Origin of the sequence: Corallococcus carmarthensis (genome assembly GCF_003611695.1) — a bacterium.
Lineage (GTDB): Bacteria > Myxococcota > Myxococcia > Myxococcales > Myxococcaceae > Corallococcus > Corallococcus carmarthensis.
On the sequence record NZ_RAWE01000123.1, the window covers coordinates 13,819 to 28,959 of the forward strand.

At 67.9% G+C, this 15,141-nt stretch carries 11 protein-coding genes; 6 read left to right on the forward strand and 5 right to left on the reverse strand.

The features are described 5' to 3' along the window. Positions 1–6: 6 nt before the first annotated feature. On the forward strand, positions 7–4,986 hold the full coding sequence (locus D7X32_RS27625; RefSeq protein WP_147450292.1) for an RHS repeat domain-containing protein: 4,980 nt from the start codon (positions 7–9) through the stop codon (positions 4,984–4,986). Between the two features lie 164 nt (positions 4,987–5,150). Continuing rightward, complete coding sequence (locus D7X32_RS27630) at positions 5,151–6,431, forward strand: phospholipase D-like domain-containing protein (protein ID WP_120605568.1); 1,281 nt, start codon at positions 5,151–5,153, stop codon at positions 6,429–6,431. 64 nt (positions 6,432–6,495) lie between these two features. On the opposite strand, the gene D7X32_RS27635 is transcribed toward D7X32_RS27630, so the two are convergent. The 5 genes from D7X32_RS27635 to D7X32_RS27655 all read right to left on the reverse strand — a co-directional run bounded on the left by D7X32_RS27635 (position 6,496) and on the right by D7X32_RS27655 (position 11,180). Next, positions 6,496–8,679: a D-alanine--D-alanine ligase family protein gene (locus D7X32_RS27635; protein WP_120605569.1), complete on the reverse strand. Its 2,184-nt coding sequence runs from the start codon at positions 8,677–8,679 to the stop codon at positions 6,496–6,498. Continuing rightward, positions 8,664–9,281 (reverse strand): RDD family protein, encoded by a 618-nt coding sequence (locus D7X32_RS27640; protein WP_120605570.1) that lies wholly within the window; start codon positions 9,279–9,281, stop codon positions 8,664–8,666. The genes D7X32_RS27635 and D7X32_RS27640 overlap by 16 nt, the downstream gene beginning before the upstream one ends. 23 nt (positions 9,282–9,304) lie before the next feature. Beyond that, entirely contained in the window at positions 9,305–9,694 is a 390-nt protein-coding gene (sglS, locus tag D7X32_RS27645; RefSeq protein WP_244239212.1) for a type IV pili motility protein SglS, read from the reverse strand. A 244-nt stretch (positions 9,695–9,938) separates the two neighbouring features. Beyond that, positions 9,939–10,850: a porphobilinogen synthase gene (gene hemB, locus D7X32_RS27650; protein WP_497463397.1), complete on the reverse strand. Its 912-nt coding sequence runs from the start codon at positions 10,848–10,850 to the stop codon at positions 9,939–9,941. A gap of 120 nt (positions 10,851–10,970) precedes the next feature. After that, on the reverse strand, positions 10,971–11,180 hold the full coding sequence (locus tag D7X32_RS27655) for a hypothetical protein (RefSeq protein ID WP_120605575.1): 210 nt from the start codon (positions 11,178–11,180) through the stop codon (positions 10,971–10,973). 384 nt (positions 11,181–11,564) lie between these two features. Here D7X32_RS27655 and D7X32_RS27660 point away from each other — a divergent pair, with 384 nt between their 5' ends. The 4 genes from D7X32_RS27660 to D7X32_RS27675 all read left to right on the forward strand — a co-directional run. After that, complete coding sequence (locus D7X32_RS27660; RefSeq protein WP_244239213.1) at positions 11,565–12,413, forward strand: ABC transporter ATP-binding protein; 849 nt, start codon at positions 11,565–11,567, stop codon at positions 12,411–12,413. After that, complete coding sequence (locus D7X32_RS27665; protein WP_120605573.1) at positions 12,410–13,249, forward strand: ABC-2 transporter permease; 840 nt, start codon at positions 12,410–12,412, stop codon at positions 13,247–13,249. Before D7X32_RS27660 ends, D7X32_RS27665 begins: the two co-directional genes overlap by 4 nt. 2 nt (positions 13,250–13,251) lie before the next feature. Then, entirely contained in the window at positions 13,252–14,373 is a 1,122-nt protein-coding gene (locus D7X32_RS27670; RefSeq protein WP_120605574.1) for a hypothetical protein, read from the forward strand. 116 nt (positions 14,374–14,489) lie between these two features. Then, the coding region (locus D7X32_RS27675) for a fused MFS/spermidine synthase (RefSeq protein WP_167506521.1) at positions 14,490–15,141 on the forward strand (652 nt) is incomplete at its 3' end.

Here is a 15,141-nt window from a genome sequence, read left to right on the forward strand (position 1 = left end):
CCAGCCGTGGCAATCCCTCGCACGGATGAGACCTGCCCTTCCGGGCGCTTCACCGCGCGAATTCGCGTCTGTCAATCTTTGGCTCCCGACCGCCAAAGGACACACGCCATGGCCTCAGCCGATCTCGCGCAAGACGGTGAGCTCTCAAACGCACACAACTTCCACGACCCGCTCACCGGCGACGTCAACCTGCGCACCGGGCGAGTCCACCTCTCCCTGGCCGTGCCGGTGGTCCCGGGCATCGCGGGCCTCGACGTGGACCTGGGCCTTGAATACTCGCAGCCCCTGCCGGGAACGGACCATCGCATCCTCGGACTCCCCGCGCCGTGGCGCTACCGGCTGAGCTACATCGTGGGCGGTCAATTGATCGTCAACGGCGGCGCCACCTACACCGTGGATCCGACGTGGCCCCAGGGCCTCCGGTACAGCTCCGTGAAGAACATGCATCTGGAGACGTTCGACTTCCTTCCGGAGCTTCCCTTCGACCCACCAGACAGCCATCGCACGTACCGCAACGTCCTCTCCTTCCAGAACGGCGCGAAGCAGTACTTCGACAAGTCGGGACGGCTCATCGCCAGCGAGGACGTCCACGGCAATCACATCCTCTACTATTACAACGAAGCCGACGACACCTCCGTCCTGCAGTCCACGCTCCACCGCGTCGTCGACACCTACGGGCAGACCTTCACCTTCACCCATGAGGAGATGGCAACCCAGATCACCTTCCCCCATGCGGAAGGCACGGCGCGGAGCATCCGCTTCGAGTTCTACAAAACGAGCGAGGTCCTCCGGATGAAGCGGTACGTGGGCCCCACGGGACGGGAAACCCTGTTCAGCCACACGGATGGCAGGACGACCAAGGGCCTGCTCGCCAGCATTCAGTCCCCCAGCGGACTCGTCACCGAGTTCGCCTATGCCTGGCTCCCGGCGCGGCGGGCCCGGGAAGAAGAGCTGCTTGATGTGGTCGGCAGAGTCGTCCGGACCTCCCAAGACACCTCTCACATCACGCGCTACGAATTCGTCAGGGATGGCGACCGCCGCAACTACACCGGCTACCCCGCCCGCTTCTTCAACCCGAATCTGCGGGACCTCCTGATGGAGAGGAGAAGAAACCGCTTCCGCTACGTCACCACCGTGGACGACGGAATCACGTACACCCGCCACATCTACAACCATTTCCACCTGGAGATGCAAACCGAGGTGTACGCGAGCGCCGGCCCTGGCGAGCTGATCTCCAAGACACTCTTCCGGTATCCAGGCCAAGATGAAAACGGGTTCTTCCCCCCACTCCGAGAGCTCATTGCGGAGTTTCCGGATTATCAGATCCCCATCCAGGTGGAGACCCGGACCTACCAATCCGATAACGCTGAGTCATGTCGCTCCCAGAAGAAGACCCTCGACTACAATGACCAGGGGCAGCTCACGCGCACGGAGGAGTCCGTCGCGGTGGACGGCAAGACCTTCCAGACGGAGAAGGTAGAGACGTTCGACTACGACCCCCGTTTCGGGCTGGTGACGCGACACGAAGTCCACGACTACCGTGCTGCGGGAGAGCTCACGGCCACGCCAGTCGTCACCCGGACCGCGCGGACGTTGAACCTGGAGGGAAGCCTCGTTGAAGAGAGTGAGGTGGGGTTCGTCAAGGCGGATGAGTTCAAGCCCGCACGGCACTCGACCTTCGACCATGACCTCCAGGGGCGGATCATCTGGCAGGAGTCGAAAGACCTTACGCGCAACGACGGCCTGCTCGCATCCCAGGAGCTTTCCTACAGTTACGATCCGGCGAAGCACCGCCTCACCCTCACGTCGAAGGATGACTACGGCTTCACCACCCTCCAGGAAAGCGACACCACCCTCGGCCTCGTTGTTTCCGAGACCGATACGCGGAACAGCGTCGCCACCCATACCTATGACGGCCTGGGACGCAAGACCTCCACGGTGGATCCACTGAATACGACCACGAAGTGGATTTATGACGACACCCAGCGGACCGTCACGGAAGTGAAGGCGAATGGGTACCAGACCGTCACGGAATGCAACAGCCTTGGCCTGGTGATCCGTCAATCCGACAATGCCGGGCCGAACAAAGGCAAGCGCACCCTCGCCACCCGAACCTACGACGAGCACGGCCGTCTCCTCAGTGAGTCCGGCATCCTGGGAGACAACTCCAAGGTGACCCATGAATATGACGACCGGGGACGCCTCTCCAAGGTCCGGGACGCGCTGGGCAACGAGCGCACCTTTACCTATGACGAGGTCGCCCGAACCCAATCCGAGTCGTTCAATGGCATCCTGAGCCACAAGCGCACCTTCAATGACAGGCAGCAGGTCACCGTGGAGGAAATCATCCCCTCCACCCAGGGGGTCTCCCAGGTCACCTCCACCGGCCATGACGGCTTTGGGCAGGTCGTCCTCAAGAAGCAGGGCAGCAAGACCCAACCGGACTTCCTCACGCATCGCATCACCCGGGACGTCGAGGGCAACGCGCTGACGACCGAGGTCCAGACGAGCGATGGCACCCAGGTCATCCATGAGGAGGGCCGGGACCTGTTCGGCAACGTCGTCCGCACCCAACGGACGCTCCGGAAGGGGAACGAAACGACGTCCGCCAGGGGCAATACCTTCTCTTACGACTCAATCAACCGCCTCGATTACATCCTCCTGCCCAAGGGCAGGATGGAATCGTTCTTCAACGACGCCCACGGCAATCCAACGACCTGGCACATCCTGGGGGGCGGCCCTCTCTTCAACCAGGAGTATGACGCCCGGAATGCACTCACCCGGATGGACTTCACCGAAGGGGCGGTGAAACGCGAGTTCGTCCGGACCTACGATCCCCAGACCCAGCGCCTGCTGTCCCTGGAGCACCTGGAGGGCGGCAAGTCATCCGACAAGATCGAGTACACCTATACCGCGGACGGATTGATCACATCCCTCCAATACAAGCCCGACGGGAGAACGCTGAAATGGGAGCACTCCTCCCAGAACAACCAGCTTGTCCGCTTCACCGACTCCACGGGCACCCGCTTCCAGCTCACCTATACGCCCCAAGGGCAACTCAAGACCAAAACGGTGAACCCGCTGCCCGGCCTCCCCCTTCCCCTCCCGGGCACCTTCGTCGGCTCCATCACCTTCGACTACTATTCGAAGGCGGAGAGCGCGGCGCACAGTGGCAAGCTTAAGACCCTGAGCCACACGCTGACTGCCTTCACCGCCTTCACCTACGACGGCTTCGGGCGCGTTCATCAAGCCATCACCAAACCGCTGCCCCTGGACATCATCGCGCCAGCGCTCCTGTCCATCACCTATACCTACGACGACATCACCGGAAATCTCATCCGCGTGGCCTACGCGTCCCCGAGTCAGCCGCAAAACGCCGCGCTCAACCGCCAGGTGGACTCCCAGTACAACGGGCTGGGGCAACTGACCCAGGAGGAGGAGAAGAACGCCTCGGGCGCGCTGCTGACCCGCCGGGCTTATGCCTACGACGTCGCGGGGAACGTGGTGAAACGGATCCTGACCCGCGCCGGCAAGGTCGAAACAACCCAGTTCGAATACGACGAGGACAACCAGCTCGTGTCCATCAAGGATCCGAGCGGCACTCAGCGGATCCCCGTCCACGATGGCCGCGGCAATCTCACCGAAGACGGCGCCGGCCGGAAGTTCAGCTACAACCTCCTGAACCAGCTCACGGGGTTCGTTGACACCGAAGGCAAGAGCTTCGCCTATGACTACCACCCGGATGGCTTGAGGAAGAGCAAGTACCGCGCGGACGGAACGGCCCTGCGCTACTACTACGACGCGGATGAAGTGCCCAACCTCGTCCACGAGGCCCGAGGCAAGATGAGCGCCGCCCAGACGTTCGAGGCCGACACCCATCTCAGCGGCGCCATGGTGGGCTCCATGCGCGTCGCCCGCAGGGACCCCAAGCTCCTTCAAGTCCGGCAGCTCCTCCTCCACGACCAGGGCCACGTCATCGCGCAACGCACCTATACCGGCGACATCCTGGGGGGCGTCCAGTTCGACGGCAACCGCTTCAGCGCCTATGGCGAGCGGGACGGGTCCTCGGGAGCGGTCCAGGATGCCTTCGATCTCAAGGCCAATCCCTTCGGCTTCAAGGGGGAGTACCGGGACGCCGAGTCTGGCCTCATCTACATGAGGGCGCGCTACTACGACCCGGGGCTCATGCGCTTCATGACCCTCGACAGCGTGCCCCTCTTCAACCGCTACGAGTACGCCAACGGCAACCCGGTCATGCTGTCCGACCCCACCGGGCATGCGTGGGGGTTCTGGGGATGGTTTGGCCTCGTGGCGAGTGTCGTCGCCGCCGTCGCCACCGTGGGGATCGCGGGGCTCGTCGTCGGGAGCGTTGGGCTTGCCGGAGCCATTGCGATTGGGGCCACCGCGGGATTCGCGGGCAGCCTCACCGGGAGTGTGTTCAACGCCATTGACCAGTCCGCGCAAGGCAATGGGAGCTTCTCGGACAACTTCTTCAGCCGTGACACGGCCCTGAACGTGCTCATCGGAACCGCGGGTGGAGCTATCGGCGGTGGCGTCGGCTCCGCATTCAAGGCCGCCGGCCAGGGGCTCACGAAGCTGGCCTCCAGCAACAGCTTCCTGGGGAGCGAAACCGTCAAGTTCGCCGCCAGGCACACGGCCACGGCCCTGACAGGCCTCCTCGAAGGCGCCGGTGTCAATGTGACTTCGCAACTCGCCACGACGGGGACAGTCACCATCGACGGTTCATTCTTCGCGACACTGGGCGCGGCCTCTGCGGGGTCATTCCTCGCAAAGAGTCTGTATTTCCGTGGCGCGCAAAGGAACCTCATCCGGCAAAGAGCCGCCAACAACCCCTACGTGCTTCGCTCCAATCCTGCCCTCGACTCAAGCTTCAGCCTTGGCGGTGGGACGGGCTTCGTCATGCCCTCGCCATACCGTCGCTTCTATGCGGGGAGCGGCCTGATGACGGAGTTCTCCCCCGCGTAGGTCAGCGCGCAGGCCCCAGGCCGCCCGCGGCGCCCACGCAGCTCCTGCTCCCCGGGTTCATCCCCTGAACCTTCCCGGGGGCAGGTGACACTGGCTCCTGCTTTCTCCGCTTTCCCAACCATTTCGGCTTAAATGGTTGGGGGACGGAGAACAGGAGGCAGGTCATGAAGCGGTTGCTGGCGGTGGCAGGACTGGTGGCGGCGCTGGCCGGGTGTCAGCCGGAAGCGCAGACGGATCCGAACCTGGTGGCGCAGGCCCAGGGCGCGACGAACGTGCCGGGGCTCTACGTCGTCTTCAACCAGCCGGACAACACGGGCACGCGGGACTACCGCATCAAGGACGAGGTGGTCCGGCTCATCGAGAACAGCCCCAAGGGTTCATACATCCGCATCGCGATGTTCCTGTGGACGACGGACCACCTGAACGCGGCCATCAAGGCGGCGCTGTGCCGGGGCGTCATCGTCCGGCTGGTGGTGGACGAGCAGAACGGCGGCGCCGCTTCGGAGTTCGCCTCCGGCGGCGTCATCCACGACATCAGCAGCTACGTGCCCCCGGCGGCGACATGTCCGGATGGCCTGCGGCTGGAGCTCACGCGATGCAATGGGACGGGCGCGGGCAGTGCGTGCATCGCGGGCTTCGACCGCGAGGGCACCATCATGCACGACAAGATCTTCACCTTCTCCACCACCACGGATCCGCAGGGCAACCGCATCCAGCGCGTCGTGGTGCAGGGCTCGTGGAACAACACCTACTCCCAGAACAACTACTGGAACGACATGGTCGTCAGCTACGAGGACTGGGACTGGTACGACTACTGGGTCGGCTACCACAACGACCTGCGCGCCGGCACGAAGACGACGGACTACTACAACCCCACGTCGGGCCAGGGGTACTACGCCTCGCCCAACGCGCCGTGGACCGCGTACTTCTTCCCGCGCACGGGCAACGACAACGAGCTGTCTTCCGACACCGTGACGAACAACTTCACGGACTACATCAAGACGTTCGTGTCCGGCTGCACGCTGGACGTGAACCAGAACCACTTCAACGACAGCCGTGAAATCGTCGCCACGGAGCTGGTGCGCATCGGCAAGCTGGGCTGCCGGGTGCGCGTGCTCTACACGGACATGGACGCGGGCATCCGCACGAAGCTCACTGGCGCGAAGAACATCACGATCCGCCAGTTGGAGGATTCGTCCGCCAACAACGTGAAGGACAGCAGCGGCGAGCCGCGCACGGTCCTCACGCACAGCAAGCACTTCGTCTACTCGGGGAACTTCAACGGGACGGTGCGCAAGATGGTGCTGACGGGCTCGCACAACCTGTCCAAGAACTCGCTGCGCTACAACGACGAGAACCTGGTGAAGTTCTACTCGGACACGCTGTGGCAGGCGTACCACGACAACTTCGAGAAGGGCTGGGCCCAGGCCCTCAGCGACGGCTGACATGAAAGAGGGGACGGCGCCTTTCCGGCACCGTCCCCTTCCCTGCCCGCGCTTCAGCGGTGGCTCAGGACTTGAGCTCCGGACGCGGCGCGGGCGTGTTCTCCGCGGGGCCCGACGCGGCGGCCTGCGCGGACTGCTCTTCAATCCGCTGCACGACCTTGTTGAGCGGCGGCGCGGCGGCGCCGGCCGGGTTCTCCGTCTGGGCCCGGCGCGCCTCGCGCTCCTTGTAGCGGCGGATCGCGGGGGCCATGATCTCCCCAATCAGCGTCCGGTAGTCCATTCCGGCGCCCTGGGCGATGAGCACCAGGTCGCTCCAGCCGGGCGTGAGGCCGGGCAGCGGGTTGCACTCGATGAAGTAGATGCGCCCCTTGTCGTCCATGCGGAAGTCGATGCGCGCCACGTCGCGGCACCCCAGCGCCATGAACGAGTTGCGCGCCGCCGTGCGCAGCTTCTCCAGCAGCGCCGGTTCGATCTTCGCGGGCGCGTCGTAACGGATGCGGTCCGTCCAATCCAGCTTGTGCTGGAAGCTGTAGACCGGGTTCTTCTCCGCCTTGTCCAGGAAGACGATCTCCATGGGCGGCAGCACGCGCGGACGCCGCTCGCCCAAGAGGCCCACCGTGAACTCACGGCCGCCGATGTACTCTTCAATCAGCGCGGGCTGCTGGTACTTGCCGGCGATCTCCTTCACCACGTCGCGCAGCTCGGTCTCCGAGTAGCAGACGCTCTTGGTGACGACGCCCTTGGAGCTGCCCTCCGCCACCGGCTTCACGATGAGCGGGAAGGAGGTGAACTCCTTGTTGAGGCGCTCCTTGCCCGTGACCATCAGCTGGAAGTTGGGCGTGAGGATGCCCGCCTGACGGACGATCTTCTTCGCCAGCGCCTTGTCCAACGCGAGCGACAGCGTCGCGGGGTCGCTGCCCGTGTACGGGATGTCCAGGAGCTCCAGCATCGCGGGCACCTGGCTCTCGCGGTTGCGGCCCTTGAAGCCCTCCGCGATGTTGAAGACGATGTCCAACGGCGTGCTGGAGAGCACCGTCGGCAGCTCCGCCGTGGCCTCCAGGTCGATGACCTCGTGGCCCCAGGAGGCGATGGCCTCGCGGATGGCCTGGAGGGTGTTGGGCGAGTCGTACTCGGCCTCGCTGTCCTCCTGCACCGTCTCCGCCGTGGCGCTGGGCTTCACGCGCTTCACGTTGAAGCTGAAGCCCACGCGCAGCGGACCGGACTTGCGCGCGGGCCTGCCCTGGCGGCTCTTGGAGTCGCGGATCTTGTGGCGCTTGCCCGCGCTCTGGATGATGGAGTTGATGACCCCGTCCAGGTGCAGCCCTTCGAGTTCCGCCGCGGCGTAGATGCCCGCGCCCGGCTCCAGGCTGGGCAGCGCGTTGATCTCCAGGAAGTACGGCACGCCCGCGTCGGACACGCGGAAGTCCAGCCGGCCCAGGTCGCGGCAGTCCAGCACCTGGAGGATCTTCTGCGCCATCTTGCGGACGTCCTCGGACATCTTCGCCGGGATGTTCGCGGGCGCGCGCACGGACACGGCCTTCTCCCGGCGCGTCTTCAATTCGTAGTCGTAGATGGCGTACTTGCGGCCCTGCGCGGCCTCCGGGTCGATGACGTACTCCACCGGCGCGAGCACGCCGTCGAAGTCGTTGTCCACCGCGGCCAGGAACGGCACCGTGAGGTCGCGCCCGCTGATGTACTCCTCCACCAGCACGCCCGCCGGGTACTTCTCCAGCGCCTTCGCCACCTTCTCGCGCACCTGCTCCAGCGTCTCCGCGACGGAGTCCTGGGTGATGCCCTTGGAGGAGCCCTCGAAGTTGGGCTTCACGATGACGGGGAAGCGCAGGTTCTCCGCCGTCAGCTCGCTGAGCTTCTCCACGTACTGCCAGCCCGGCGTGCGGATGCCGTGCTTGGAGAGGATGAGCTTGGTGAGCTGCTTGTCCAGCGTGAGCGCCAGCGCGTACGCGTCAGAGCCCGTGTACGCGAAGCCCAGCTCGTCGAAGAGCGCCGGGTAGAAGGCCTCACGGAAGCGGCCGCGGCGGCCCTCCGCCGTGTTGAAGATGAGGTCCGGGCTGTACGCCTCCAGGCGGGCGACGGTGCGCGACGCGGGGCCGCTCACCTCGAAGCGCTCCAGGCGGTGGCCCAGCCGCTCGATGGCTCCCGCCAGCGTGTTCACCGTCTCCTGCGTGTCGAACTCCGCCTCTTCTTCCGAGTCCGAAAGCCGCAGGTTGTAGGTCAGCGCGATGCGCATGGCTTACCCCGTCTCCCTTTCCTGAATGCCTTGCCACGGCACACCTTCGCCGCGGACATCAACCGTCCGGGAGCGCGCGTGGCGCCCACCGGCGTGCGGGCTGCAACCGTCGCGCCCGCGACAACCTTCCCGTCCACCACCTGCGTCTGCGCCCAGGTGTCCCCCAGCCGCAGGCCCAGCGGATCTCTCAGCACGCGCCACGCCTCCACGCCGCCAATCACCACGAAGCCCGCCAGGGCGGCCACCACGCCGTGCGGCGCGGGCATCATCCCCAAGAGCACCACCAGCGCGAGCGGCGCGTTGCGAAGCGTGCTGTCACGGTGCCGCGCGGCCGAGCGCGTGGGCAGGTGCATCACCTTCACGCCGCAGATGCGCTTGCCCACGCTCTGCCCCTGGAGCATCCCGTCCGCGAGCAGCAGGAACAGCAGCGCCACCACCGCGCCCGCCGCGCCGCACACCACGTACAGGCCCCAGGCCACCGCGCAGTCGATGACCCGCGCGCCCAGCCGCAGGAGCAGCGACGCCTTCGGGTAGGGCGAATCCGGCTCCGCGTCCTCCTGCACCAGCCGCAGCACGCGGCCCGCGCCCCGCCCGGTCGACATGAGGCTGCGTTCAGGGGCGGCGCTCACTCCTCGGGCTCCAGCGTGAGGCCCTCTTCGGTGGGCTCCGGTTCGTCCAGCCCGGCAAGCTTCGCCAGCCGCTCGTGCGCGGACAGCGGGTGGACGAAGGGCACCACCGTCTGCGCGTGCTCGCCGGTGTACTCCGCCGCGAGCTGGGCCGTGGGACTGCCGCCTTCCGACATGCGCAGGAGCTTCTGCCGGGCGTCGTCCTCGTCGTGCCGCGCGGCCTCGCCTTCGCGGGTGAAGAAGACGAAGGCCATGGCCGGGCGCTTGGAGGACTCGCGCATCGCGAACTGCACGCCGTCCAGGTTCCAGCCCTTGCCCGTCCACTCGTTCAAGGTGCGCTCCAGCGCGCCCTCGTCCACCGTGGACAGCTCCACCACTTTGTACTGCAACGGCCCCGGCTCACGGACCACCGGAGCGCGGCCCTTCCCGGGGCGCTGGACCGAACCCTTCCGGGACTTCCGGGTCGTCCGAGCCTGGCGGGCTGGGGACGCCGCGGCGCCACGTCGGGGCGGAGGCTTCTCGGTTCTGCGTCCGGGCCGCTTCTTCTGGGTGGGCATCGTTGTGGGGACCATTTGGGCGCAAGCGGCGGAAGCGATCAAGCCTTCCGCCACGGACGGGCGCCCGGGGTGTCGCCTACAGGAGCTTGGCCGCTTCCAGGGCGTGGTAGGTGATGACCAGGTCGGCGCCGGCACGCTTGATGGAGGTGAGGACCTCCATCATCACGCGCTCGTAGTCCACCCACCCGTTCTGCCCGGCGGCCTTGAGCATCGCGTACTCGCCGGAGACGTTGTACGCGGCGAGCGGCAGGTCGAAGTTCTCCCGCAGCGCGCGGATGACGTCCAGGTACGACAGCGCCGGCTTCACCATGATGAAGTCCGCGCCCTCGTCCACGTCCAGCGCCGTCTCGCGGATGGCCTCGCGCACGTTGCCGGGGTCCATCTGGTAGCCGCGGCGGTCGCCGAACTGCGGCGTGCTCTGCGCGGCCTCACGGAAGGGACCGTAGAAGCCGGAGGCGTACTTCGCCGAGTACGCCATGATGGGCGTGTCCTGGTGCTTCACTTCATCCAGCGCCTTGCGGATGGCGCCGATGCGGCCGTCCATCATGTCCGACGGGGCGATGATGTCCGCGCCCGCCTGCGCGCACGTGACGGCCATCTGGGCCAGCAGCGGCAGCGTGGCGTCGTTGGCCACGTGGTTGCCGTCCAGCACGCCGCAGTGGCCGTGGTCGGTGTATTCGCAGAGGCACACGTCCGCGATGACCTGGAGGTCCGGCTCCGCGGCCTTGATCTCCCGGATGGCGCGCTGGACGATGCCGTCCGTCGCGTACGCCTGGGTGCCGCGCGCGTCCTTGTGGTCCGGGATGCCGAAGAGGATGACGGACGGCACGCCCAGCGACTTCGCGAGCTTCGCCTCCTTCACCGCGTGCTCCAACGAGAGGTTGAAGATGCCCGGCATGGAGGAGATGGGACGGCGCACGTCCCGGCCTTCCACGACGAACAGCGGGTAGATGAAGTCCGTGGGCGAGAGGCGCGTCTCTCTCACCATGTCACGGAGGGCCGCGGAGCGGCGCAGCCTGCGGGGACGGTGGACGGGGTGGGCCATGGGTCGCCGGTATAAACCGCCCGGCCCCGCGCTTCACCCCTTCCGCGTCCTCAATCCGCCTGCTCAGCCAGCGACGGGGCGCCAGGTCACCTGATGGCGGCGGGAATCGCGCGCCATGCGGTCGGCCCGCCGCCCGGCCAGGTCCGCCTCGTACAGCGCCCGGGCGTAGCGCACCCGCGCCGCCTCGGTCCCGGTGTCCAGCTCCCGCTCGGCGGCCTCCAGCTCACGGCGCGCGTCCTGAAGCTGCTGCTCGGTCCCGTTTGCCCACGTCATGCCCATGTCTCCTGTGTGGTGTGTCCGCGGGGGGTGGCATCCAGGTCCCGCGGGTCATGGACAGGCATTGCAGGGCCTGGACCAGGGGCACCGTTGGAACCCCCAGCAGTGCAATGTCCGGGAATGACGGGGTGTCGCGTCGCGCCACATGCGCTCCGGGTGCGCAAAGCCTTTCCCAGCGGCGCGAACGGGGGAACGCGCTGGGAAACCCGCATGCAGGGCCGCCCGTCCCTCCCCCAGGTTCGATGCGGGTGCAATCGTCGTCCCGCCGGGTCGTCTACAGTCGTAACCGTGACGACCCCACCCCCCGCCCTCGAAGTCCAGGGCCTGCGAAAAACGTATCGCCGAGCGTTCGGACGCGGCGGCCATGAAGCCCTCAAGGGCATGGACCTCCACGTCCCGGCGGGCAGCGCGTTCGGGCTGATTGGCCCCAATGGCGCGGGCAAGACGACCTTCATCAAGAGCGTGCTCGGCATCGTGCGCCCCACCGCGGGCACGGTGCGCGTGCTGGGCGGGTCGCCAGAGGATCCCGCCATCCGCGCGCGCATCGGCTACCTGCCGGAGCGGCTGCACCTGCCCGGCACGTGGAAGTCGCCCGCGTTCCTGGCCACCGTGGCGCGGCTCAAGGGACTGAAGCCGGACGCGGGCGCGCACGCGCGGCTGCTGGAGCGCGTGGGCCTTTCGGACGCGGTGGACCGGCGCATTGGCGGCTACTCCAAGGGCATGCGGCAGCGGCTGGGGCTGGCGGCGGCGCTGCTGGGAGACCCCGCGCTGCTCGTGCTGGACGAGCCCACGGATGGCATCGACCCCATGGGCCGGCTGGAGGTGCGCCGCATCCTCCAGGAGGAGGTCCAGAAGGGCGTGACGCTCTTCCTCAACTCGCACCTGCTGGCGGAGACCGAACGCGTGTGCGACCACGTGGCCATCCTCGCGGACGGGCGCGTGCTGCGCGAAGGAAGGCTGGAGGAGCTGGCGAAGGCGGGGGCCCGCTGGCGCGTGCGCTTCGCACCCGGCGCGGACGCGGCGGCCCTGACGTCCGAGGGCTTCGTGCAGGCCGGTGGTGTCCGGGAGGAAGGCGTGTACACGGTGGACGCGGCGGACGTAACGGTGCTCAACGCGGCGCTGGACAGGGCAAGGGCCCGGGGCGCGCTGCTCACGGAGCTCAAGCGCGAGGGCGCGGACCTGGAGGCGGTGCTCGTGGGGGCTGTCGGCGGGCCGGGGGTGGCGGCATGAAGAGCCCGGTCTTCGTCATCGCGGGCTACGTGCTGCGCGAGGCGGCGTCACGCAAGTTCATCCTGGCCTTCATGGTGGGGCTCACGCTGGTGCTGGCCACCGTGGCGCTCAGCCTCAAGCTGGAGGTCGTGGACGGGGCGCTCGCGGCGACGCGGCTGTTCGGCGAGGTGGTGCGCTCGAACATCGTGTCCGTGGACGTGGCGCTGCGGCCCATCTACCGCGCGGCGGCGTACCTGGTGTTCTACGGCGGCATCCTCTTCGGCATCGTGGCGTGCTCGGACTTCGCGCCGGGGCTCTTGTCGCCCGGCCGCATCGAACACCTGCTCGCCCTGCCCCTCCAGCGCTGGCACCTGCTGGCCGGCACGTTCCTGGGCGTGATGACGCTGGCCCTGGGCGGCACGGTGTACGCCGCGGGCGGGCTGACGCTCATCTTCGGGGTGAAGGCGGGGTACTGGACGGCGGGGCCGCTCATCGCCGGGGGCCTGGCGTGCGTGGGGTTCGCGGCGGTGTACGCGGTGATGCTCACCACGGCGACGCTGGTGAGGAGCGCGGCGCTGTGCTCCGCGGCGGGCTTCGTGCTGCTGGTGGGCGGCATCCTCGCGGGCTTCCGCGCGGACGTGTCGCGCTACCTGGAGGCGGGCTTCGGCCGCACGGCGTTCGACGCGGTGACGCTGGTGCTGCCCCGGTTGTCCGCGCTGGCGTCGCGCGCGGCGGACCTGGCCAGCTCCACGCCGCTGGAGAAGGGTTCGTTGGGCATGCTGCTGGGCGGCGTGCTGGTATTCGGGTTGGGAGCGCTCTCCGTGGGCGTCTGGCACTTCGAAGGAAAGGATTGCTGAAGATGGAATCGCGCGGGCGCAGGAGGGTGTGGCTGGTGGGGGCCGTGCTGTTGTTCGCCGTGGGCGCGTTCCTGATGTTCACGGGCCAGGGCGACAAGCCGCCGGCTCCGGAGCCGGACGTGGACTTCCCCCGGCGCATGCGCGGCACGGACCTGGAGCGCGCGGAGAAGCGGCGCACCTGGGTGATGCCCGCGGTGGTGGACGCGGGCGTGGCCGCGCCCGTGAAGCCGCGCGACCCCCTGCTCGCGGCGCTGCCCCGGGGGCCGGGCCGCACGGCGGTGGTCATCGAGGCGAACGCGCTTCGCCACTCGCCCGTGGGCGAGCTGCTGATGGACTGCCTCTTGCGCGACGGCGGCAAGAACCTGGAGCAGTTCAAGGCGCTGAGCGGCGTGGATCCGCTCCAGGACCTGGACCGCCTGGTCGTCACCGACGAGGGCATCATCCTCTCCGGCGACTTCAGCAAGGCGCGCTACCAGGAGCTGCTGGGCGAGCGCGTGTCGTCCGACCACGGCCCGGGCGCGCGCGTGTACGAGCCGGGGGACACGACCTTCACCCTGCCGGACGGCGGCACGCAGCGCGGCCGGATGGACAACGCGGTGGGCACCTGGAACAACCAGATGCTGGTGTTCGGCAAGTCGCCGGATTCGGTGAAGACGGTGCTGGACCGCATGGACGGACGCGGCGTGGAGGACGGGCCGCCGCTGCTGGATGAGAACAGCACCTACGGGGAGATGTACGGCGTGCTGGCGGTGGAGCAGTTGGCGCGGCTGTTGGGGCCGGATCAGGCGGAGCTGGCGCGGCGGCTGACGGACGTGGCCCAGAACGTGGAGCTGCACCTGGACACCAGCGGCGACGTGGCCATGGTGGCCAACGTGAGCGGCCTGGACGCGGAGAAGATGACGGACCTGGGCAAGTCCCTGGGCGGCGCGCTGTCCATGGCGCGCATGAAGGCGCAGGCGGACGGCAAGGAGGACCTGGCGCAGCTGCTGGACTTCGCGAAGGTCCGGCCGGACGGCACGTCCTTCAAGATGGAGCTGGCGGTGCCCCTGGCCACCATCCAGGAGCAGCTGTCCTGGTGCCGCGAGGAGCGGCAGGCCGCCGAGCGCGCGAAACCGGCGCCGTAAGAGCAGGCAGGCCCGCTTCACTGATTTCCCCAGGACACGCTTCACGGGATACTGCGGCCCGAGAGGGAGACGCGACCCGCCACGGGCTGGACGGGCGCGGGCTCCTCGAGGGTTTGATGAACGCACGCGTCGGGAGGGTGGCTCCCCTCCTCTTCGGTTCGGGGCTTTGCGCACTGGTCTACCAGACGGTGTGGCTGCGGGAGTTCCGCCTCATCTTCGGGGCCTCGACCGCCGCGTCGGCCGCGGTGCTGGCCATCTTCATGGCGGGGCTGGGGCTGGGCAGCGCGCTGCTGGGCGCCAGGGCGGACCGGCAGGCCCGGCCGCTGGCCTTCTACGCGAACCTGGAGCTGCTCATCGCCGCGAGCGCCGCGCTCAGCCCCTTCCTCGTGGAGGCGGTGCGCGCCGTGTACATCGCCCTGGGCGGCACGCCGGTGATGGGCCTGGGCCTGGGCACCGTCGTGCGGCTGGTGCTGTCGCTGCTGGTGCTCGCGGTGCCCACGGTGCTCATGGGCGGCACGCTCCCCGCCGCCGCGCGCGCGGTGCTCTCCGACGCGGATCCGCAGCGCCGCGACCTCGCCCTGCTCTACGGCGTCAACACCCTGGGCGCCGTGACGGGCGCCGTGGCGTCCACGTTCCTGCTGCTGGAGGTGCTGGGCAACCGCTCCACGCTCTGGTCCGCGTGCCTGCTCAACGCGCTCGTGGCCATCGCCGCGCGCTCCGTGAGCCGGTCGCTGGAGTCCGACGCTCCGGCCACGCCCGCCCCCGCGG